Origin of the sequence: Streptomyces sp. NPDC088733, from assembly GCF_044751185.1 — a bacterium.
GTDB lineage: Bacteria > Actinomycetota > Actinomycetes > Streptomycetales > Streptomycetaceae > Actinacidiphila.
Genome location: NZ_JBIVLH010000004.1, coordinates 64,039 through 82,991, shown reverse-complemented (window position 1 = coordinate 82,991; position 18,953 = coordinate 64,039). Strand labels below are relative to the sequence as shown.

14 protein-coding genes are annotated in these 18,953 nt (G+C 72.7%); 10 read left to right on the top strand and 4 right to left on the bottom strand.

Features of this window, described 5'->3' with window-relative positions:
- Window positions 1-36: 36 nt before the first annotated feature.
- Window positions 37-501 carry a nitroreductase family deazaflavin-dependent oxidoreductase gene (locus tag ACIP64_RS09275; RefSeq protein ID WP_401583332.1) on the top strand — a complete coding sequence of 155 codons (465 nt, stop codon included), beginning with the start codon at window positions 37-39 and terminating at the stop codon, window positions 499-501.
- Between the two features lie 193 nt (window positions 502-694).
- Here the strand turns inward: ACIP64_RS09275 and ACIP64_RS09270 are convergent, their stop codons facing one another.
- The gene (locus ACIP64_RS09270; protein WP_360905533.1) at window positions 695-1,135 is read right to left on the bottom strand and encodes a MarR family winged helix-turn-helix transcriptional regulator; all 441 of its coding nucleotides are present in this window, start codon (window positions 1,133-1,135) and stop codon (window positions 695-697) included.
- A gap of 160 nt (window positions 1,136-1,295) precedes the next feature.
- Here ACIP64_RS09270 and ACIP64_RS09265 point away from each other — a divergent pair, with 160 nt between their 5' ends.
- Window positions 1,296-2,747, top strand: a complete 1,452-nt coding sequence (locus ACIP64_RS09265; protein ID WP_401583330.1) for an MFS transporter — start codon at window positions 1,296-1,298, stop codon at window positions 2,745-2,747.
- Window positions 2,748-2,813: 66 nt separating this feature from the next.
- Here the strand turns inward: ACIP64_RS09265 and ACIP64_RS09260 are convergent, their stop codons facing one another.
- Entirely contained in the window at window positions 2,814-3,224 is a 411-nt protein-coding gene (locus ACIP64_RS09260; protein ID WP_401583328.1) for a hypothetical protein, read from the bottom strand.
- Window positions 3,225-4,244: 1,020 nt separating this feature from the next.
- Between ACIP64_RS09260 and ACIP64_RS09255 the strand changes: the two genes are divergently transcribed.
- Window positions 4,245-4,418 (top strand): hypothetical protein, encoded by a 174-nt coding sequence (locus ACIP64_RS09255; protein WP_401583327.1) that lies wholly within the window; start codon window positions 4,245-4,247, stop codon window positions 4,416-4,418.
- A 21-nt stretch (window positions 4,419-4,439) separates the two neighbouring features.
- Here ACIP64_RS09255 and ACIP64_RS09250 read toward each other — a convergent pair whose 3' ends face one another.
- Window positions 4,440-4,946 (bottom strand): hypothetical protein, encoded by a 507-nt coding sequence (locus tag ACIP64_RS09250; protein WP_401583325.1) that lies wholly within the window; start codon window positions 4,944-4,946, stop codon window positions 4,440-4,442.
- Window positions 4,947-5,181: 235 nt separating this feature from the next.
- Between ACIP64_RS09250 and ACIP64_RS09245 the strand changes: the two genes are divergently transcribed.
- From ACIP64_RS09245 to ACIP64_RS09225, 5 genes are all read left to right on the top strand, one after another.
- Window positions 5,182-6,453 (top strand): hypothetical protein, encoded by a 1,272-nt coding sequence (locus ACIP64_RS09245; protein ID WP_401583324.1) that lies wholly within the window; start codon window positions 5,182-5,184, stop codon window positions 6,451-6,453.
- A 239-nt stretch (window positions 6,454-6,692) separates the two neighbouring features.
- On the top strand, window positions 6,693-8,663 hold the full coding sequence (locus ACIP64_RS09240; protein WP_401583322.1) for a discoidin domain-containing protein: 1,971 nt from the start codon (window positions 6,693-6,695) through the stop codon (window positions 8,661-8,663).
- Between the two features lie 531 nt (window positions 8,664-9,194).
- Complete coding sequence (locus ACIP64_RS09235) at window positions 9,195-10,199, top strand: GlxA family transcriptional regulator (protein WP_401583320.1); 1,005 nt, start codon at window positions 9,195-9,197, stop codon at window positions 10,197-10,199.
- A 294-nt stretch (window positions 10,200-10,493) separates the two neighbouring features.
- Window positions 10,494-11,957 (top strand): MFS transporter, encoded by a 1,464-nt coding sequence (locus tag ACIP64_RS09230; RefSeq protein WP_401583318.1) that lies wholly within the window; start codon window positions 10,494-10,496, stop codon window positions 11,955-11,957.
- 41 nt (window positions 11,958-11,998) lie between these two features.
- Entirely contained in the window at window positions 11,999-12,517 is a 519-nt protein-coding gene (locus ACIP64_RS09225; RefSeq protein ID WP_401583316.1) for a hypothetical protein, read from the top strand.
- Window positions 12,518-13,247: 730 nt separating this feature from the next.
- On the opposite strand, the gene ACIP64_RS09220 is transcribed toward ACIP64_RS09225, so the two are convergent.
- Window positions 13,248-15,980 (bottom strand): multifunctional oxoglutarate decarboxylase/oxoglutarate dehydrogenase thiamine pyrophosphate-binding subunit/dihydrolipoyllysine-residue succinyltransferase subunit, encoded by a 2,733-nt coding sequence (locus ACIP64_RS09220; RefSeq protein WP_401583314.1) that lies wholly within the window; start codon window positions 15,978-15,980, stop codon window positions 13,248-13,250.
- A 609-nt stretch (window positions 15,981-16,589) separates the two neighbouring features.
- Between ACIP64_RS09220 and ACIP64_RS09215 the strand changes: the two genes are divergently transcribed.
- Window positions 16,590-17,597: a TDT family transporter gene (locus ACIP64_RS09215; protein ID WP_401583312.1), complete on the top strand. Its 1,008-nt coding sequence runs from the start codon at window positions 16,590-16,592 to the stop codon at window positions 17,595-17,597.
- Window positions 17,598-17,747: 150 nt separating this feature from the next.
- A complete protein-coding gene (locus ACIP64_RS09210; protein WP_401583310.1) occupies window positions 17,748-18,953 on the top strand; it encodes an NAD(P)/FAD-dependent oxidoreductase in 1,206 nt (401 codons plus the stop codon).

Sequence of the window (18,953 nt, the reverse complement as noted above, 5' to 3'; positions counted from 1 at the left end):
CAACAGCGTTGCGCCCACCAGGAGATGCGAGATCCCATGAGCTTCAAGCCCACCGCCGCCGGCACCTACGGCGCTCGCCGGCCCGGCGCGATGGTGCGCATGGTGAACAAGTTCACGATGCGCACCATCGTCCGCAACGGCGGCGGCAGACTGGGGAAAGTCGACGCCCTTGTGCTGACCACCGTCGGCCGCAAGAGCGGTGAACCCCGCAAGTCGCCGGTCGCCTGGTTCCCCGGGGAGGACGGCGCCTGGCTGATCGTGGCGTCCGCCAACGGCGCGGCGCGTCACCCCGCGTGGTACCTCAACCTGGCCGCCCGTCCCGACGAGGCCACCATTGAGTCGGGCGGCCGCACGACCGAGGTCACCGCCGAACAACTCGATGGCGAGGAACGCGAGGCGGCGTGGCGGCGGATCGTCGCCGCGCAGGCGCAGTACGCCCGCTACGCGAGCAGGACCGATCGTGAGCTGCCGGTCATCCGGCTGACGCCCCGGTCCGGCTGACGGGTCGTCAGTGATTGTTGCCGGTCGCCGGAACGCGCAGGGCGTCGACGGTGAGGTCGAGGAGGCGTGACGCCCGTGCATCGGTGTACTCGGCGGGGTGGACCTTTCCGCGCCCCGTGCGCGGGATCGCCCGCCGCCGCGGGCCGCGCGGGAAGCCCCGGTGGTCCTCAGGCGCGCGGTACGGCGACCCGGCTCACGGGCGCGGCCAGGGCCGTCCGTCGAGGCGCTCGATGTCGCTGTTGAAGCGCCTCAAGTAGGAGGCGAAGGCGGCGATGTCCTCGTCCGGCCAGTCGGCCATGACCTTGCCCAGGCCGCCGATGATGCTGTCGCGCTCCTCGTCCAGCATCCGGGCGCCCTTGTCGGTGATGCGGAACTTCCGGGCCATCCCGCCCTCGGGGTCGGGGATGCGCTCCACGAGGCCCGCGCGCATCGCGGCGGCCGTCTGCCGGTTGAGGGTGGACGCGTCGAGCGCGAAGGCGTCGCTCAGCTCGCCGATCGACATGGGCCCCTGGACCCGGATGCGGCTGAGCAGGATGTAGGCGCTGCGCTCCAGGGAGCTGTCCCTGTGGCGCAGGAGTTCGTGCCGGCTGAGCAGCATCTGCTCGTACTCGACCTCGTGGGTGGGCCTGCCCATGTGCTTCAGCCTCCTGCCGTTCGCCGGGCCGCCGGTGTGCTGGTTCGGGGCCCGCTTCCATCATCTCACAGTGCATGCACCAGCCACATCATGTGCGCGATGCACTTCCTATGTACGATGCATGCTGAGAGGGTTCGAACGTCGTGCGAGGAGTGCCGTCATGAATGCCCCACAACCCACAGCCCGCGCGGGCGGCGTGGTCGCCACGCTGGCACTGGCCGGCATCACGGCCGCGATCATGCAGACCCTGGTCACCCCACTCCTTGCCGAGCTGCCGCAGATCCTGCACACCTCGGGCTCGAACGCCGCCTGGGTGATCACCGCCACCCTGCTCGTGGCGGCCGTCTGCGTCCCGGTCTTCGGCCGTCTCGGCGACCTGGTCGGCAAGCGGCGCATGCTGCTGGTGTGCTCGGTGCCGCTGGTGGCGGGCTCGGTGGTGTGCGCGCTGTCCTCGTCCGTCGTCCCGATGATCGTCGGGCGCGGCCTGCAGGGCATGGGCATGGGCATGGTGCCGCTCGGCATCGCCCTGCTCCGGGACGTCGTCCCCGCGGAGAAGCTCAGCTCGTCCATCGCCCTGGTCAGCGCCTCCATGGGCATCGGCGGTGGCCTCGGCCTGCCGATCGCCGCCGCCATCGCCCAGTACGCGGACTGGCGTGTGCTCTTCTGGGGCTCCGCGGGCCTGGCCGCCGTCGTCGCGGTGCTGATCTTCTTCTTCATCCCCGACGTCCCCGCCGGTGCCAAGGGCCAGCGCTTCGACCTCCCCGGCGCCATCGGCCTGGGCGTGGGCCTGGTCTGCCTGCTGCTGTCGGTGTCCAAGGGCGCCGACTGGGGCTGGGGCTCGGCCACCACCCTCGGCCTGCTCGCCGCCGCCGTCGTCGTGCTGCTCGGCTGGGGCTGGTGGGAGCTGCGCACCCGCGACCCGCTGGTCGATCTGCGGACCACGGCCCGCCCGCGCGTGCTGCTGACCAACGTCGCGTCGGTCTTCGTCGGCTTCGGCATGTACGCCGGCATGCTCGTCATCCCGCAGCTGCTGCAGTTCCCCAAGGCGACCGGCTACGGTCTCGGCCAGTCGATGCTCGCGGCCGGTATGTGGCTGCTGCCCGGCGGCATCATGATGATGATCGTCTCGCCGCTCGGCGGGAAGCTGACCAATGCCCGCGGGCCCAAGTTCACCCTGATCAGCGGCGCGTTGGTGCTCGCCGCGGGCTACGGGCTGTCCCTGATGCTGACGGGCACCGCGTGGGGCCTCATGATCGCCATCATGGTCATCAACAGCGGTGTGGGCCTGGCCTACGGCTCGATGCCCGCCCTGATCATGAGCTCGGTCCCGATCTCCGAGACCGCGGCCGCCAACGGCTTCAACGCCCTGATGCGCTCGCTGGGCACCTCGGTGGGTGCCGCCGTGATCGGCGTGGTCCTCTCCCAGCTGACCACGACCGCGGGCGGCTTCACCTTCACCTCCGAGAACGGCTTCCGCACCGGTCTGGTGATCGGCTGCGGCATCGCCCTCGTCTCCGCCCTCATCGCCGTCGCCATCCCGGCCGCCCGCAGCGCCTCCGCCGGGGCGGACGCCGCGCCGGCCCCGGCTCCGCAGGCCGCCCTCGAGTCCTGAACCGCAGTACGGCACGGTTCCGTCCGTCCGCCGCGCGTCCACGCCGCGGCGGGCGGCGCCGCCTGTTCATCCGACCGGGAGCAGTCCTTCTCCCGGCTCGTACCGAAGGCCCACGTGGTACACGGTGGGCGGGCACTGCGGCCCGTTGGGCTGGTACCTCTTCAACGTGACCTGGGTGCGCTCGTCAACGGTGGGCGACGACTGAGCGGACGCGCCGCCGGGCCCCCCGGTGAGCCGTACGGTCACGCTCCGGGCGCCCACGGAGTCGGGCAGCCGCACCATGAGGTCGCGGGCCCCCGGTTCGCCGGTGACGCAGGACGCGCCCACGCAGAGCCGGTACCGCAGGGCGGGGTTCGTGTCGAGCAGGACCGAGACTCCGGACAGTGCCCCCATCGCGGTGCAGGGACGTTCGTCCGCGCCCAACTGCCCGCAGCCCGCCACTGCCATGAGCGGCAGCGCGGCCGCGACCTGCACCAAGTGCCTTCTTCGCATGGCCCTTCGACGTGCACCAGGGCCCGGCGGTTCCCGGCGGTTCCCGCAGGCGGGGACGACCGACAGCCGCTGGAACCCGGCGACGGTGAGCACGGAGCGGTGCAGCACCGGGTCGAGTGGAAGACTTCGATGCAGGCCACCACACGGCTCAGCGACATGCCGACACCCTAGGGGAGTGGTCGTGCGCGAAGGGCCGGCGAACTCCCCGACGGCGTGCGGGACTACGCGGCGCAGGCCCGCTGCTCGGCCTCTTTGGCCGCCGCTTCCAGATGTGCGGTGAGCCCGCATTCGAGGCCGGCACCCAATGGGGACCCGCCACCATGTCGTGAGGGTGCCCCGCACCGTTCCTCCCGTGCAGACGGCGGAGAAGGGGGCTGTCACCTGCTCGGCCAGGAGCGCACGCAGGTAGCGGCCCCGGTCGGGAACAGCGGTGTCGTTGAGCAGCGTCACGGCGAAGTCCCTCTCCCGATCATCGATGATGAGCCGGTTCCCGACGCGGACGAAATCCTCACCGGTCTTCGCCTCCAGTGAGGCGACCGCGTCGCCGGGATCGGCCCCCGCCGCCAGTGCCCCCGCAGTCATCCTGGCCACGAGACCGCCCACCGGCCGGGTGTCGAACCGCAGCGTCGCGGATCCGTGGGCGGGAAGCTCGGCTTCCTGCGCGTCCGACACACCTGCCAGGACCTTCCGGTACGTGACCTTCGACCACGTGTACCCGTCGGCCGCACAACGGGGGGCGTTCGCGGCGGCCGGGGAGTGGCTGCGTGCCGCTGTGGAACGGTGTGACACCTGCGTCTGCGTGGTGCAGGACGCCAGCAGCGTGACGGCTGTCGCGGCAGTCGCCAACGGGACGAGTCTCAACGGATCTCCTTCTGCCGGCGCCCCCCTGGGCCGCCTGGCCTGCGCGAAGTGTCGCACCGGGACGTGCGGGGCCGTCGCCCGGTGGCGGGTTTTGCCGCCCGCCTCACGGGCAGCGGCCCAGTGAGAGTCCGCGGAGGTGCCGAGATGAGCACGGGAGAGAAAGTCAAGGCCCAGTGCGAGCAGGTCGTCGGAAGGATCGTGCGGAAGGGGGCGCACGCGATGCACAAGAACACCCTCGCGTCCAAGGGCGCGGCCCTGGAGGCACGGGGCAGGATGCGCAGCGCGAAGGAGAAGACCAAGGACACCTTGGGGCACTGACAGGGACCGGCAGCCGGCCGTTCAGGCGTCGTGTCCAGGGGTGTCCGGGTCCGGGTCACGCCGGGGCCAAGAGGTGCCGAGGTCCCGGCGCATGGCCGCCTGCGCCTCCTCGGCCGCCGCCAGGTAGTCGTGGACGTGCCGGCCGAAGCCCGGGTCCTCCGTACCGGCGCCGCCCCCCACGAGGTCGCGGAGGGAACGGACCTTCCAGAAGGCCTGATTGACCGGGTCCATCACCTCCCAGGGGGCGATGAGCGCGAGTTCGTAGCGCAGCGGGTACAACGTGCTGGACGCGAACACCTGATGGGCCGCCGCCCTTGCCTCGTCCGCCGGGCGTCCGGCGTGTGCGATCTCCCACAGTTGCGCGTACGCCTCCGCCAACGCGCCCATGAAGGCGGCGTACGCCTGCCGGCGCGTGTCCTGGTGGAGCGCCGCACGGTCGCGGCGCCAGCGCAGCCGATCGGCGAGAAGCGTGGCGCCGACGCCGATCGCCGCGCCGAGCAGCGTGTTCACGGGGGCCAGCCAGTCCATGGGGGGGACTTTAGGGTGAGGCCGCATCGCACCGGAAGCCACGCGTCGCCGGTCCGGGAGAATGCGCCGGTCATCACTGGTGCCGCGCGGCTGGTTCCGGAACGGGACGACGGTCAGCACGTTCGCCTCGAACCTCGCCGGCCCTGGGAGCGACCGGCCCACCGACGTGCCCCGGCAGGTCGTCGACGCCCAGCTGGGAGAAGGGGGTGTCGGATCAGGGCGATAGCGTGTCCGCGTGTCCCGAGACGACGATCTGACCGCGCGTTCGGCGGAGCCCGGCTTCTGGCCGCTGTATCTCTTCGACAGCCAGGCGACCGAAGCCTGGGAGGACGAGGAGCCGGAGGAGGAGACACTGCGGGCGGAGTTCCTGCTGGATCGGGGTCTCGGACTCAGGGTCGAGTTCGAACCGGGGATCGAGTACGTCGATCTGGCGGTCCTAGCCCCGGACTCCGCGGAGGCCAGGACCGTGGGCTGGGACGACACCGCGCACTTCCACCCGCACGTCATGCCCTGGCCCGAACTCGACCTGCTGTGCCGCGCGGTGGCCCTGCACGACCCGGCGTCGCGGTACCCGGGCCCGATCCTCGCGCTGCTGCTGCGCTTCGCCTTCCTGTCCGGGGGAGAGGACCTCGACACCGTCACGCCGCTGGTGGACGCGGCTTTCGACGCGGCTCGGCCCGCGGCGGAGGGCAGCGGCGCGGCATCCCGGGCGGGCGTGCGGGAGGAGACACGGGACTGGTTCGACCTGCGGGACCTGCGCGGCACGAGGATCGAGTGGACCGACGGGCCCGGCGGCTGCCGGACGGTGACACAGCACGGCCGCGACGGGACGCCGCTGTACTCCCTGCGGGAGCCCGCGTCGGACGAGTTCCCCTTCGCCGCGTGGTCCGGGCTGCTCGCGCGGGCGACGGAAATTCTGAACGCGGTACGGACGGACCCCGCCGTGCGCACCCCCGCAGTGGTGGACGCCCTCGGCCGCTGCACCGGGCCGGACGGACACCGGCATGTCGGCGCCCTTGCGACGGCCTTGTCCCGGGCGGGTTTCGGCCACCCCGTCCTGCTCCGTGCGCTGGCAGAGCCCGTCGCGGTGGCCGAAGCGGCATGGGCCGTGGAGACCTTGGCGGGGACGGAGCGGGGCACGGTCGTCGCGGCGTGGTGCGGAACGAGCCCTCTCGCCGGCAGCCGCTCGTGGCGGTTGTCCCTGACCCTGCCCGCCGCCGGCCGTCCGGCGCGGTTCGCGCAGGCGATCGCCGGGGAACTCTCCGCCGAACTGCGCACGTCCGGCCTGGGATGGGCCGAAGCGACCGGCAGTACCTCCGTAAAGGGCGCGAACGGTGGCTATGTGCTGCACTCCGACCAATTGGACCTCCTGATCCGGGACGACCTGCCGCGCGGCGTGCGGGTGATCTCGCGGTTGCTGCACGGGCATCAGGCGGCGGGGACGGCCGAACTCAAGCATCTGGAGAAGCCGTACGAGCGGATCCCGCTTCTCGACCCGTCGACCTGACGGCGGCGCGGTTCGGCTCTGCCTTCGTCCACGTGCGCGAGGGGCTGACCCCCTGTGGTTCCCCGAAACGGCGGCGTGGCGTTCTTGCGTGTTTCCAGCCGAATTTTTCGTTCGTGGAGCGATGTATTGCCGACGGCTCATCGCGTCGTTACGCTCCCCGGCGCCAGGCCTCCCGTCCGGCGTGCGGCCTCACAGCCCTGTCGGGCAACGGGAGTTGACAGCCGACCGGAGGAGTCCAGATGGGTGTCACGCGCAGGGTCTTCCTGCAGGCCGCGATCGCGGCCACCGCCGCGGGCGGGATCGGGGCCGCGCAGACGGCACTGGCCCTGCCGGCCGGAGCAGCCGGCAGTCCGCCGGGCGACGTGGTCGGCAAGATCACGGTGGGCTACCAGGGCTGGTTCGCCTGCGGCGGCGACAGCGCGCCGATCAACGGCTGGTGGCACTGGAGCCAGGACTGGGGCCGTCCGCCGTCCACGACCAACAAGGCCGTCACCTGCTGGCCCGACATGCGCGAGTACACCCGCACCTACCCGACGGCGTTCGGGAACCTGGGCAACGGGCAGCCGGCGACGCTGTTCTCCTCGTACGACCAGCAGACCGTGGACTTGCACTTCTCCTGGATGCAGCAGAACGCCATCGACACCGCGGCGCTCCAGCGCTTCAACCCCAACGGTGGCGAGGGCGCCACCCGCGACCAGATGGCAGCCAAGGTCCGCGGCGCCGCCGAGTCGCACGGGGTGAAGTTCTACGTCATGTACGACGTCTCCAACTGGTGGAACATGCAGTCCGAGATCAAGACGGACTGGACCACCAAGATGGCGGCGCACACCTCCTCACCGGCCTACGCGCGCCAGAACGGCAAGCCGGTGGTGTGCATCTGGGGCTTCGGCTTCAACGACGACAACCACCCGTTCCCGGCGGCCGCCTGCCTGGACGTGATCAACTGGTTCAAGGCGCAGGGCTGTTACGTCATCGGCGGAGTGCCGCGCGAGTGGCGGACGGGCGGCGCGGGCACCAGGACCGGCTACTCGGACGTCTACCACGCCTTCCACATGATCTCGCCGTGGATGGTCGGCGCCATCGGCAACGCCGCCGAGTCCGACAACGCCTACGCCACCTACACCGTCGGCGACGAGGCGGACTGCGTCGCGCACGGCATCGACTACCAGCCGTGCGTGCTGCCCGGCGACGTCTCGGGGCGGCAGCGGGCGCACGGCGACTTCATGTGGCGGCAGTTCTACAACATGTGCCGGGCCGGCGTGCAGGGCATCTACATCTCGATGTTCGACGAGTACAACGAAGGCAACCAGATCGCCAAGACCGCCGAGACCCAGGCCTCGGTGCCCACCGGGTCCGGATTCCTCGCCCTCGACGAGGACGGCACCTTCTGCTCCTCCGACTACTACCTCCGGCTGACCGGCGACGGCGGCCGGATGCTCAAGGGCCAGATCGCCCTGACCTCCGTCCGGCCCACCCCGCCGGTGGCCGGCGGCGACACCACCCCGCCCTCGGCGCCGGGGTCACTGCGGGTCACCGGCCACAGCGACACCACCGTCGCGCTGGCCTGGAGCGCCGCCGGCGACAACGTCGGGGTCACCGGCTACCGGATCATGCAGGTCAGCGGCTCCACACGCACCCAGGTCGGCACCGCGACCGGGACCTCCTTCACCGTCACCGGCCTGAGCCCGTCCACCGCCTGCACCTTCGACGTGGTCGCTGCCGACGCGGCCGGCAACGTCTCCCAGCCCTCGAACCAGGTCTCCGTCACCACCGACGCCGGCTCCGGCACCACCGACCTGGCGCTGGGCAAGCCCACGTCGGAGAGCAGCCACACCCAGGTGTACGGATCGGGCAACGCCACCGACGGCGACCTCGGCACCTACTGGGAGAGCGCGAACAACGCCTTCCCGCAGTGGCTCCAGGTGGACCTCCAGGCCGCCACCGCCGTCCGCCGGCTGGTCCTGCACCTGCCGCCCTCCACCGCCTGGGGCACGCGCACCCAGACCCTGTCGGTGCTGGGCAGCACCGACGGGGGCGTTTTCACCACCCTGCTGGCGTCGGCCAACTGCACCTTCGACCCGGCGACGGGCAACGCCGTGACCCTCACCCTGCCCGCCACCGTCACCACGCGCTACGTGCGGCTGAACTTCACCGCCAACACCGGCTGGCCGGCCGGCCAGTGCTCGGCGCTCCAGGTCTTCGGCGCCTGACCGCCCGCGGCCGGCCCGGGGACGCGCATCGTCCCCGGACCGGCTCCGGGTGACGGGCTACCGCGCCGGGCGCTCCGTGACCGTGTGCGTGCCGGTCGCGATGCCGTCCGGCACGCACAAAGCCGCCGTCGAGCCGGACGCCACGGGTTCTGCGCCGCCGGTCTGCGTCGTGCGGGCCGTGCGGGCCGTGCGGGGTGAAGCGAACGCTTCCATCGGGTCCGCCGGGACGGCCGGGCCCCGGGTCGGGGTGGCGCCTACAGGCGTAGACTCGCGGTGGGAAATCCGGGGAACGGCGGTCCGGCACCGACCGTGATCCGCTTCCTGACCTGCCCCGGAGCTCTCGCCGACCAGCGCTCCTGGACCGGTGACGTCCGCGGCACGGCCTCCCCGCCGGCGCGGCCGGCACCCGACAGGGAGCCGGCACCCCCGGCCCGGACCGGCGGCCCGCGGGCGGGTCCCACAGCACTTCCCCGGTGTGCACGGGCTCTGCCGGACCCGGTGTCCACACCGCGCACGGCCCGGAGGCATCGGATGAACCACAAGCGCCCTGGAGCGGGTCCGCTCACCGTGACCGTGTTCGTCTTCCCGGGCGTGCGGCTGCTCGACGTGACCGGCCCCGTCGAGGTCTTCACGACCGCGAACGACTTCGGCGGACGCTACAAGGTGCGGATCGTCTCCGAGGACGGCGCGGACGTGGTCACCGCCTCCGGCACCCGCGTCGGTGCCGACCTGTCGGTCGACGACCTGGGGGAGCCCAGCGACGTCCTGGTGATCCCGGGCGGTCCGGAGTGGGAGAAGCTGGTCAAGGACGACGGTTTCCTGGACGTCGTCCGGCGTCTGAACGAGAACAGCCGGTGCACGGCGTCGGTGTGCACGGGGGCGTTCCTGCTCGCCGCGGCCGGCCTCCTGGACGGCCGCCGCGCCGCGACGCACTGGCGCTACTCGCAGCAACTGGCCCTGCGCTTCCCGTCCGTGGAGGTCGTCCCCGACGCCATCTTCGTCCGGGACGGGCACGTGATGACCTCGGCGGGTGTCACGGCCGGGATCGACCTGGCCCTGGCCGTCGTCGAGGAGTACCACGGCGCGGACGTCGCCCGGGCGACGGCCAAGGACATGGTCGTCTTCATGCAGCGACCGGGCGGCCAGTCCCAGTTCAGCGCCCGGTGCCAGGCCCCGCACACCCAACAGGACACGCTCCGCCGTGTCCTGGACGCGGTCGCCCAGGAGCCCGGGGGCAACCACACACTGACCGCCATGGCCCGCAGGGCAGGGGTCAGCGTCCGCCACGTGACCCGGCTCTTCTACGAAGAGGTGGGCACCACGCCGGCCCGCTACGTGGAGCAGATCAGGCTGGAAGCCGCCCAGGGGCTGCTGGAACGCAGTGACGACTCCATGGCGGTCGTGGCCCGCCGCACGGGCTTCGGCTCGCCCGAGTCGCTCCGCAGAGCGTTCGCCCGGCACCTGGGTGTGACGCCCGGCGTGTACCGCGCCCGCTTCCGGACGACCGGCGAGGGCCCGGGCCCCGTGACCGGCTGAGGCCGGGCAGAGCACTGCCGCACACACCGCCCCGCACGCCGTGACGCGTGACCGGGGCCGCTGACGCATGCCCGTATGCCCGTATGCCCGCATGACGGCACGTTACGGCGGCGCGGCACTGTGAGCCGGATGTGCGCCCCTGCTGTCCTTATCTGCGGCCAGCACTCGCGGTCCCCGCTGAGTTGAAGCAAGGAGGAAACACACCCGAGGACCGGGACCGGTCCGAAGCGTCGCCCCGTACAGCGGTGTCCGAGGCGCGCGACGCCGGTCCGGCCGAGCAGAAGGCGATCAGCGATGATGGCGAGCAGTCCGACTCCCGTACCCGATCCGCGCAGATGGCGCGCGCTCGCCGTCATCTGCCTGGTGCAGGTGATGCTGCTGCTCGACGTGACCGTGGTCAACGTCGCGCTCCCGCCGATCCAGCGGGACCTCGGCCTCACGACCAGCGGCCTGGCCTGGGTGGTCAACGGCTACACCGTCACCTACGGCGGACTGCTGATGCTCGGCGGCCGCCTGGGCGATCTGCTCGGCCGCAGGCGGCTGTTCCTCGTCGGCCTGGCGGTGTTCGCGCTCTCGTCGGCGGCCGCCGGACTGGCCCAGCAGGCCGGTGTGCTGGTCGGCGCCCGCTTCGTGCAGGGCATCGGCGCGGCGCTCGTGAGCCCGGCGGCCCTGTCCCTGGTGACGCTGATGTTCAGCGAGCGGCAGGAACGGGCCCGGGCCATGGCCATCTGGAGCGGCCTGGCCGGAGTCGGCGTGGCGCTGGGTGTCGTGCTGTCGGGCATCCTGACCGACATCGCCTCGTGGCGGTGGATCTTCTTCATCAACCTTCCCGTCGCCGCCTTCGCGTATCTCGTCACGCCCCGGCTCGTCTCCGAGAGCCGGGCCGCGGCGCGGCGCGGCCGACCCGACGTCCCCGGCGCCGTCCTGGTCACCCTCGGCCTGCTCCTGGTGGTGTTCGGGCTGCTGGAGAAGGCCGGCCACGCCTGGCTCTCGCCCGCCGTCCTCGGCTCCGTGGGGGTCGGAGTGCTGCTCCTGATCGGGTTCTTCCTGGTGGAGGCCCGGGCGGCCGCGCCGCTGGTACCCCTGGCGTTCCTGCGCTCGCGCAACCGGAGCATCGCCAACGTGGTGCGCATCTGCTACTACGTCGGCTTCGCCACGTTCTTCTTCTCGCTGAGCCTGTACGTGCAGCACACGCTGCGCTTCACCCCGCTGGCCACCGGATTCGCCTTCGTCCCCTTCGGGCTGGTCATCCTGTTCAGCGCGACGGTGCTCGCACCGCGCCTGCTCCGCCGTTACGGGCTGCGGGTCCTCAACGGGGGAGGACTCGCGATCTCCACGGCCGGCTACCTCCTCCTCGCCGGACTGGGCGCGCACGGCAGCTACGTGGCCGATGTGCTGCCGGGAATGGTCCTCGTACCCCTCGGCGGCGGCCTGGTCCTCGTCGGGTCCACCGTCGCCGGGGTGGACGGCGCCACGGGTGAGGACGCGGGCATCGCCACCAGCATGAACAACGCGTCCATGCAGATCGGCAGCGCCCTCGGGCTGGCCGCCCTGGTCTCGGTGGGCACCAGCCACGCCACCGCGCTGCGGCACGCGGGCCTCGACCCGGCGACCGCCACAGTACGCGGCTACGCCCTCAGTTTCGCCGTCGCCGCCTGCCTGACGGCCTTCGGCGCGGTACTGGGCTTCCTCGGCATCCGCCGCACGGCGGCCGAGGCGCCGGCGGTGCCCCGCGAGCCCCGGCAACGCGTGGCCTGAGCGGCCCCCGGCACCGCCCACCTGACTGCTGGAAGGGAATCATGGACCACATCCCCGACAACGGCGCCGACTTCACCACCCCCGTCGACTGCGAGGAATGGGACGTCGCGTACTGCCCGCCGCCCGAACCCCCGCCGGGCACGCCGTACGGCGCGGAAGTGGTGTGCGTCGTCGGCGACCGGGTCCTGCTGGTCAGTGAGGACGGGCAGCGGTGGCGCCTGCCCAGCGGCTGTGCCGCACCGCACGAAAAGTGCCGAGCCACGGTGCGCCGGAAGGTCCGTGAGGAGGCCTGCGCCGCGGTGATGGAGAGCCGGCTCCTCGGGTTCGGCCGGAGCGTGTGCGTCCGGGGGCCGCAGGAGGGGCTGGTGCTGATCCGGTCGATGTGGCGGGCGGAGGTGCGACTCGCCCCGTGGAACCCGTGCTGCGGGACGGCCCACCGCAGGCTGCTGTCCATCGGGGAGGCCTTCCGCTCCCTCGCGGTCCCCGACGGTCTGGGCCCCTTCTACCGGAGGCTGTTCGCCCAGGCCGTCGTCTCTCGCGCGACGGTCCACCACCTCTGACCGGCGGGCCCCCCGGGCGGTTCCGGGGGGCCCGCCGCTGGGGGCCGGCCAGCCGAAGGCCCATTCCACCAGGGCCTTCGGCTCGGCGGCATGGCGTCGGGCGGAGCCCACGGCGGGGGCCAGTGCCCTCCGGACTGCCGAGGCGGAGCACCTGACGCACCGTCATCCGCTGTGGCAGGCGCGGCTGGAGGCTGTCCGCTCAGGCCGTCACCCCACTGCGGCCGTCCGCCACCTCCTCGTGGAAGTGGTCCCTGATGCCGTGCGTGCCGGTCGCCCCGGCACGGTGGACGGGCACCTCCGGGACGCGGGTCCGGGGTGCCCGTGGCCAGGGGGTCGGCCAGCCGAGCCGCTTCGATCAGGGCCTTCGGCTCGGCGGTATGACGTCGGGCGGAGCCCACGGCGTCCGGCCTGCTGACGCACCAGGGGCCTGATGGCGCGTCACCCACTCCCACTCCGGGCGCGGCCGGAGGCTGTTCGCGCAGGTCGCCGTGCCGCCCCTGATGTCGTGTGCCCCTGGTCGTCCGGGACGGCCGGCGTCCGGCCTGCTGCCACAGCGCACTTGACGGTCCGTCATCCACTCCGAGGCGCGGCCGGGGCTGTTCGCGCAGGCGGTCGCCATGCGCGCGGGTGTCCACCGCCTCTGGCCGGTGCCGTGTGCGCTGGTCGCGCGGCACGGCGGACGGGCACCTCCCGGACGGGGGTCCGGGGGGTGCCCGTTTCAGGGGGTCGGTCAGGCGAAGGCAGCTTCGATCAGGGCCTTCTGCTCGGCGGCATGGCGTCGGGCGGAGCCCACGGCGGGGGCCGGGGCCTCCGGCCTGCTGACGCAACGGGCCTGACGGCCCGTCACACGCTCCAGGCGCGGCGCGACGAAGGACCACGCCCCCTGGTTCTCCGGTTCCTCCTGCACCCACCGCACCTCCGCACCGGCCGGGAAGCGCGCGAGTTCGGCCCCGAGCTCCTCCTCCGGGAAGGGGTAGAGCTGTTCCAGGCGCACGATCGCGGTGTCCGACACGCCGGCGTCCTGCCGGTGGGCGTCCAGGTCGTAGAAGACCTTGCCCGAGCACACCAGCACGCGCCTGATCCCGGCGGGGTCCGCCGTTCCGTCCGGTACGACCGCGCGGAACCCGCCCGTCGTGAACTCCGACAGCGGCGAGGTGGCCGCCTTCAGCCGCAGCATCGACTTGGGGGTGAAGACCACCAGCGGCCTCTTGCGCCCGTCGAGCGCCTGCTGCCGCAGCAGATGGAAGTAGTTGCCCGGCAGTGAGGGCATGGCGACGGTCATGTTCCCCCGCGCGCACAGCTGGAGGAACCGCTCGATCCTGGCCGAGGAGTGGTCCGGCCCCTGTCCTTCCAGGCCGTGCGGCAGCAGCAGCGTCACTCCTGAGCGCTGCCCCCACTTCTCCTCGGACGAGGCGATGTACTCGTCGACGACGGTCTGGGCGCCGTTGGCGAAGTCGCCGAACTGGGCCTCCCACAGCACCAGGGTCCCGGGCCGGGCCACCGAGTAGCCGTACTCGAAGGCCAGCGCCGCCAGTTCGGACAGCATGGAGTCGTAGGGCGTGAAGGACGCCGGCGCGCCGAGCGAGCTCAACGGGGTGTGCTCCGCGCCGGTGCGCCGGTCGGTGAGGACCGCGTGGCGCTGGCCGAAGGTCCCGCGCCGGGAATCCTGTCCCGACAGCCGCACCGGAATCCCGTCCAGCAGCAGGGAGCCGAGGGCCAGCGTCTCGGCCGTGGCCCAGTCGACCGTTCCCGCGTCCAGCGTCGCGGCGCGCCGCCGGAGCTGCGGCAGGACGCGCGGGTGCACGGTGAAGCCCTGCGGCAGGCCGGTCTGGGACGCGATGACCCGGCGGGCCGTGGCCTCCGCGATGGCCGTGACCGGCCTTGGGGCGGTCGCCTCCGTGACAGCCGGGGGGCCGGCGGGCCGCACCGCCGCGTGGGTCTCGGTGAACGCCTGCTCCAGACGCGCCCGGTAGTCCCGCAGCGCGCCCTCCGCCTGCCGTTCCCCGATGTCCCCGCGGCGGACCAGCGCCTCGGCGTAGAGCCGGCGCACCGAGGGCCTGGCGTCGATGCGGTCGTACATCCCCGGCAGGGTGATGGAGGGGTCGTCGACCTCGCTGTGCCCGTTGCGCCGGTAGCAGACCAGGTCGACGACGACGTCCTTGTGGAAGGTCCGGCGGTAGTCGAAGGCCAGGCGCGCGACCCGGACGACGGCCTCGGGGTCGTCCCCGTTCACGTGCAGGACCGGGGCCTCGACCGACCTGGCGACATCGGTCGCGTAGGTGCCGGAGCGGCCGCCGGCGGGCGAGGTCGTGAAGCCGACCTGGTTGTTGATGACGACGTGAACGGTCCCGCCGGTGCGGTACCCCGGCAGCTGCGACATGTTGAGCGTCTCGGAGACCACGCCCTGCCCGGCGAACGCGGCGTCGCCGTGGATGACGACCGGCAGCACCGACAGGCCCTCGCCCGCGTCCGCGGCCAGCTCCTGCCTGGCGCGCACGACGCCCTGCGCGACCGGCGTCACGATCTCCAGGTGCGAGGGGTTGGCCACGACGGACACGGCGATCGCGCCGCCGTCCAAGGCACGGTAGGTGCCTTCCGCGCCGAGGTGGTACTTCACGTCGCCGGAGCCCTGGACCGACCGGATGTCCCCCGCGTCCTCGAACTCGTGGAAGATCTCCCCGTAGGACTTGCCGACGATGTTGGCGAGGACGTTGAGCCGGCCCCGGTGCGCCATGCCGATGACGGCTTCTCCCACGCCGTGCTCGATCGAGCGGTGCAGCAGGGCGTCGAGGAGCACGATCGCCGACTCGCCGCCCTCCAGCGAGTACCGCTTCTGGCCCACGTACTTGGTCTGCAGGAACGTCTCGAAGGCCTCCGCGGCCCCCAACCGGTAGAGGATCTGGAGCTGTTCGGCGCGGTCCGGCACCGGCTGCGGCGACTCGGCCCGCCGCTGGATCCAGCGGCGCTCCTCCGCGGCCTCGATGTGCATGTACTCGGCGCCGACGGAGCGGCAGTACGACTCCCGCAGGGCGTCCAGCACATGACGAAGGGTCATCGAGTCACGGCCGGCGAAGCCGTCGACGACGAACTCCCTGTCCAGGTCCTCGTTCCCGAGCCCGAACGCCGTGATGTCCAGCTCGGGACGGACGTCCGCGGGCTCGGCCGAGAGCGGGTCGGTGTCGGCCACCAGGTGACCGCGCACCCGGTACGCGTCGATCAGCGCGGCGACGCGAACCGCCTTGAGCGCCGCGTCGCCCGCGCTGTCCGGCACGGTGGTCGTCGCCGCGTGGCGCTCCTGCCGGCCGATCGCGGCGGCCGGAACGGAGAAGAAGTCCCGCCACGTCCGGTCGACCGAGGCCGGGTCCTCCAGGTAGCGCTTGTACTGCTCGTCCACGAGCCATTCGTTGAGCCCGAATTCCAGCCCGCGGAGCGCCGGCTCCCCGGCGTGTGACTGCGACACCATTGGGTGGTCGCCTTCTTTCCTCACTCGGAGCGTGCGATGGTGGACGCGGCCGGTCTCCTCGGCCGTTCCCCATGGCGTCCGAGGTCCTCGGTTCCGCTGCTCGTCGTTGAGGCGAACCCATCCGCCGTGTCGCGCAATCGACCGTACGGCGACACGGCGCGGGAAGAGAGAGCCGGACGTGCCACAACGGCGGCACATCAGGACATCGCCCGGGCCCCCGCCGGGAAGGAAACCGCCGGTGTCCACGACGGCCCGCCGTACGGCACCCGCCGCCGTGTCCTGAACTGAGGCTGTCGTGGCACACGCTGTTGTGCACCGTGCACGGGACACCGCCATAACCTCCTAAGGCCGGCGAGCCGACGGGCCGACGACTCGGCTCCGCCCCGTGCGCCGCTACCGCGTGGGCCCGCGCCGCCGGCCGACCACCGACGGTGCCCCACGACGAGGAAAGAGGCGTACTGCGCTGTGCCGCCCCATTCGAGCAGCGACCGAGCCGTCCCGACCACGGACGGAGCCGGCCCGAGACGCCCCGTCCACGCCCGTGCCCGCCGGCCCAGAACGGGCAGAGGCGGGCCCTCACCGCTCGTCCCCGGCTGGTTCGCGGCCGTCATGGGCACCGGGATCGTCGCCAACGCGGCGGCCACCCTGCCGCGCGGCTTCCCCGGGCTGCGGGACGCCGCGACGGTGGTCTGGGTGGGGGCCGCGCTGCTGCTCGTCGTACTCGCCGCCGGATACGTCCGGCAGCGGGCCCTGCGGCACCATGCCGCCGACCCGGCGCTGTCGCAGTTCTTCGGTGCGCCGCCCATGGCCCTGCTGATCGTGGGCGCGGGAACGCTGCTGCTCGGCCGGCGGATCATCGGGCCGCGGGCGGCGCTGGACGCGGACTGGGTGCTGTGGTCGGCCGGCACCGCGCTCGGCCTCGTGACGGCCTGCACCGTGCCGTACCTGATGGTCACGCGGCACCGCTACGCCCCGGACGCCGCGTTCGGGGGCTGGCTCATGCCCATCGTGCCGCCGATGGTGTCGGCCGCGACAGGGGCGCTGCTCGTCCCGCACGCCCCGGCGGGCCAGCCGCGACTGACCCTGCTGCTGGCCTGCTACGCGATGGTCGGGCTGAGCCTGGTGGCGATACTGCTCGTGCTCGCCATGGTGTACAGCCGCCTGGTGCACCACGAGGCCCCCACCGGGGCGGTGGTGCCCACGGTGTGGATCGGCGTGGGGGCGCTGGGGCAGTCGGTGACCGCGCTGGGCGCCCTGGCGACGGCGGCACCGAGCGCACTCCCGGCGCCCTCCGCGCGGGGCGCTGCCGTCCTCGCGCTGTTCGGCGGCCTCGGCGTGTGGGGCTTCGCCATGCTGTGGCTGGTGCTCGCGTCGGCGCTGACCGTACGGGAGGTCCGGGCGGGCCTGCCCTTCGCACCCACCTGGTGGTCCTTCATCTTCCCCCTGGGCGCGTGCGTCACCGGTACCGGCGCCCTCGCCGTCCGCACCGGCTCCCAGGTGTTCGTGTGGAGCGCCGTCGGCTTCTATGTGCTGCTCGTCGCCGCCTGGGCCGTGGTGGCGTGGCGCTCCCTGCACCACGCCGCGGGACATGCCTTCCGGCCGGGAGGCCGGCGGTAGGCCCTCGTGCCGGCGGGCGGCACAGGCTGTGGCGCGCGTCACATCGCCCTCGTGTCACGGAGCGGGCGGCTGCCTCCATCTGGTGGTGGTCGGCAGCGGGCCGAGTAAGCCGAGTAAGCCGAGTAAGCCGAGGAAGAGGCAGGCGAAGCGATGAGCGCACAGCAGGAAGCCGGAAGGGCGGGCGTCCACCGTGTTGTGGTCCTGGGAGCGGGTTACGCGGGCATGGCCGCGGCCGTCCAGCTCGCGGCCAGGACCGGCCGGCACGCGGACGTGCAGGTGACCCTGGTCAACGCGCAGGAGCGGTTCACCGAGCGCATGCGGCTGCACATGACGGCCACCGGGCAGCCGGTCGCCGAGCGGAGCGTCCCGGAGCTGCTGGCCGGCACGGGTGCGAGGTTCGTGCGCGGCTGGGTGACGGCGGTGGACGCGGACGCGCGGACGGTACGGGTCGACGACGCGTCGGTCCTGCACTACGACACGCTCGTCTACGCGCTGGGCAGCGTGGCCGACACGGCGTCGGTGCCGGGGGTCGCGGACCACGCGTACACCCTGAACAGCTCGATGGACGCCGAGGCGCTGGCCGGCCGGCTGTCGCGGCTCGGCCACGGCACGGTGGTGGTCGCCGGGACCGGGCTGACCGGCGTCGAATCGGCCGCGGAGATCGCCGAGCGGCACCCCGGGCTCAAGGTCGTCCTCCTGGGCCGGACCGAGCCCGGTGCCTCCCTGGGCCCGAAGGCCGGGGCGTATCTGCGGGCCGCGCTCGACCGGCTGGGCGTCGAAGTGCGCAGCGGGGTCCAGGTGGCGGAAGTGCTGCCCGGCGCCGTCGGGCTGACGGGCGGTGAGTCCGTCGCCGCCGACGCGGTCGTCTGGGCCAGTGGTACCCGCGTGTCACCGCTGGCGGCCGCCGCCGGACTGACCGTCGACGAACGCGGCCGTGTCGTCACCGACGCCGCGCTGCGCTCGCTGTCGCACCCGACCGTCTACGCGGTGGGCGACGCGGCCGCGATCCGCCAGGGCTACGGCGTCATGCACGGCACCTGCCAGGGCGGCATGCCGACCGGGGTGCACGCCGCGGTCTCGATCGTCCGCGCCCTGCGGGGCAAGCGGCCGAGGCCGTTCCGCTTCGGCTACTACCACACACCGGTGAGCCTGGGACGGCACGACGCGGTCGTGCAGTTCACCCGGCCCGACGACAGCCCGCGACGTGTTCATCTGACCGGCCGTGCAGCCACCTGGTACAAGGAGACGGTGACCGCCTCGCCCTGGCCGACCTTCGGCCGTATGAAGAAGATGCCGGCCTCGGGAGCGTTCTGGCCCCGCGGCGGACGGTTCTCCCGCATACCGAAGGTACGGTGA

Excerpts from the sequence above, each read along its gene's own strand:
- ACIP64_RS09275 (WP_401583332.1), top strand. The coding sequence starts at position 37 with ATGAGCTTCAAGCCCACCGCCGCCGGCACCTACGGCGCTCGCCGGCCC.
- ACIP64_RS09270 (WP_360905533.1), bottom strand. The coding sequence starts at position 1,135 with ATGGGCAGGCCCACCCACGAGGTCGAGTACGAGCAGATGCTGCTCAGC.
- ACIP64_RS09265 (WP_401583330.1), top strand. The coding sequence starts at position 1,296 with ATGAATGCCCCACAACCCACAGCCCGCGCGGGCGGCGTGGTCGCCACG.
- ACIP64_RS09255 (WP_401583327.1), top strand. The coding sequence starts at position 4,245 with ATGAGCACGGGAGAGAAAGTCAAGGCCCAGTGCGAGCAGGTCGTCGGA.
- ACIP64_RS09250 (WP_401583325.1), bottom strand. The coding sequence starts at position 4,946 with ATGGACTGGCTGGCCCCCGTGAACACGCTGCTCGGCGCGGCGATCGGC.
- ACIP64_RS09240 (WP_401583322.1), top strand. The coding sequence starts at position 6,693 with ATGGGTGTCACGCGCAGGGTCTTCCTGCAGGCCGCGATCGCGGCCACC.
- ACIP64_RS09235 (WP_401583320.1), top strand. The coding sequence starts at position 9,195 with ATGAACCACAAGCGCCCTGGAGCGGGTCCGCTCACCGTGACCGTGTTC.
- ACIP64_RS09230 (WP_401583318.1), top strand. The coding sequence starts at position 10,494 with ATGATGGCGAGCAGTCCGACTCCCGTACCCGATCCGCGCAGATGGCGC.
- ACIP64_RS09225 (WP_401583316.1), top strand. The coding sequence starts at position 11,999 with ATGGACCACATCCCCGACAACGGCGCCGACTTCACCACCCCCGTCGAC.
- ACIP64_RS09220 (WP_401583314.1), bottom strand. The coding sequence starts at position 15,980 with ATGGTGTCGCAGTCACACGCCGGGGAGCCGGCGCTCCGCGGGCTGGAA.
- ACIP64_RS09215 (WP_401583312.1), top strand. The coding sequence starts at position 16,590 with ATGGGCACCGGGATCGTCGCCAACGCGGCGGCCACCCTGCCGCGCGGC.
- ACIP64_RS09210 (WP_401583310.1), top strand. The coding sequence starts at position 17,748 with ATGAGCGCACAGCAGGAAGCCGGAAGGGCGGGCGTCCACCGTGTTGTG.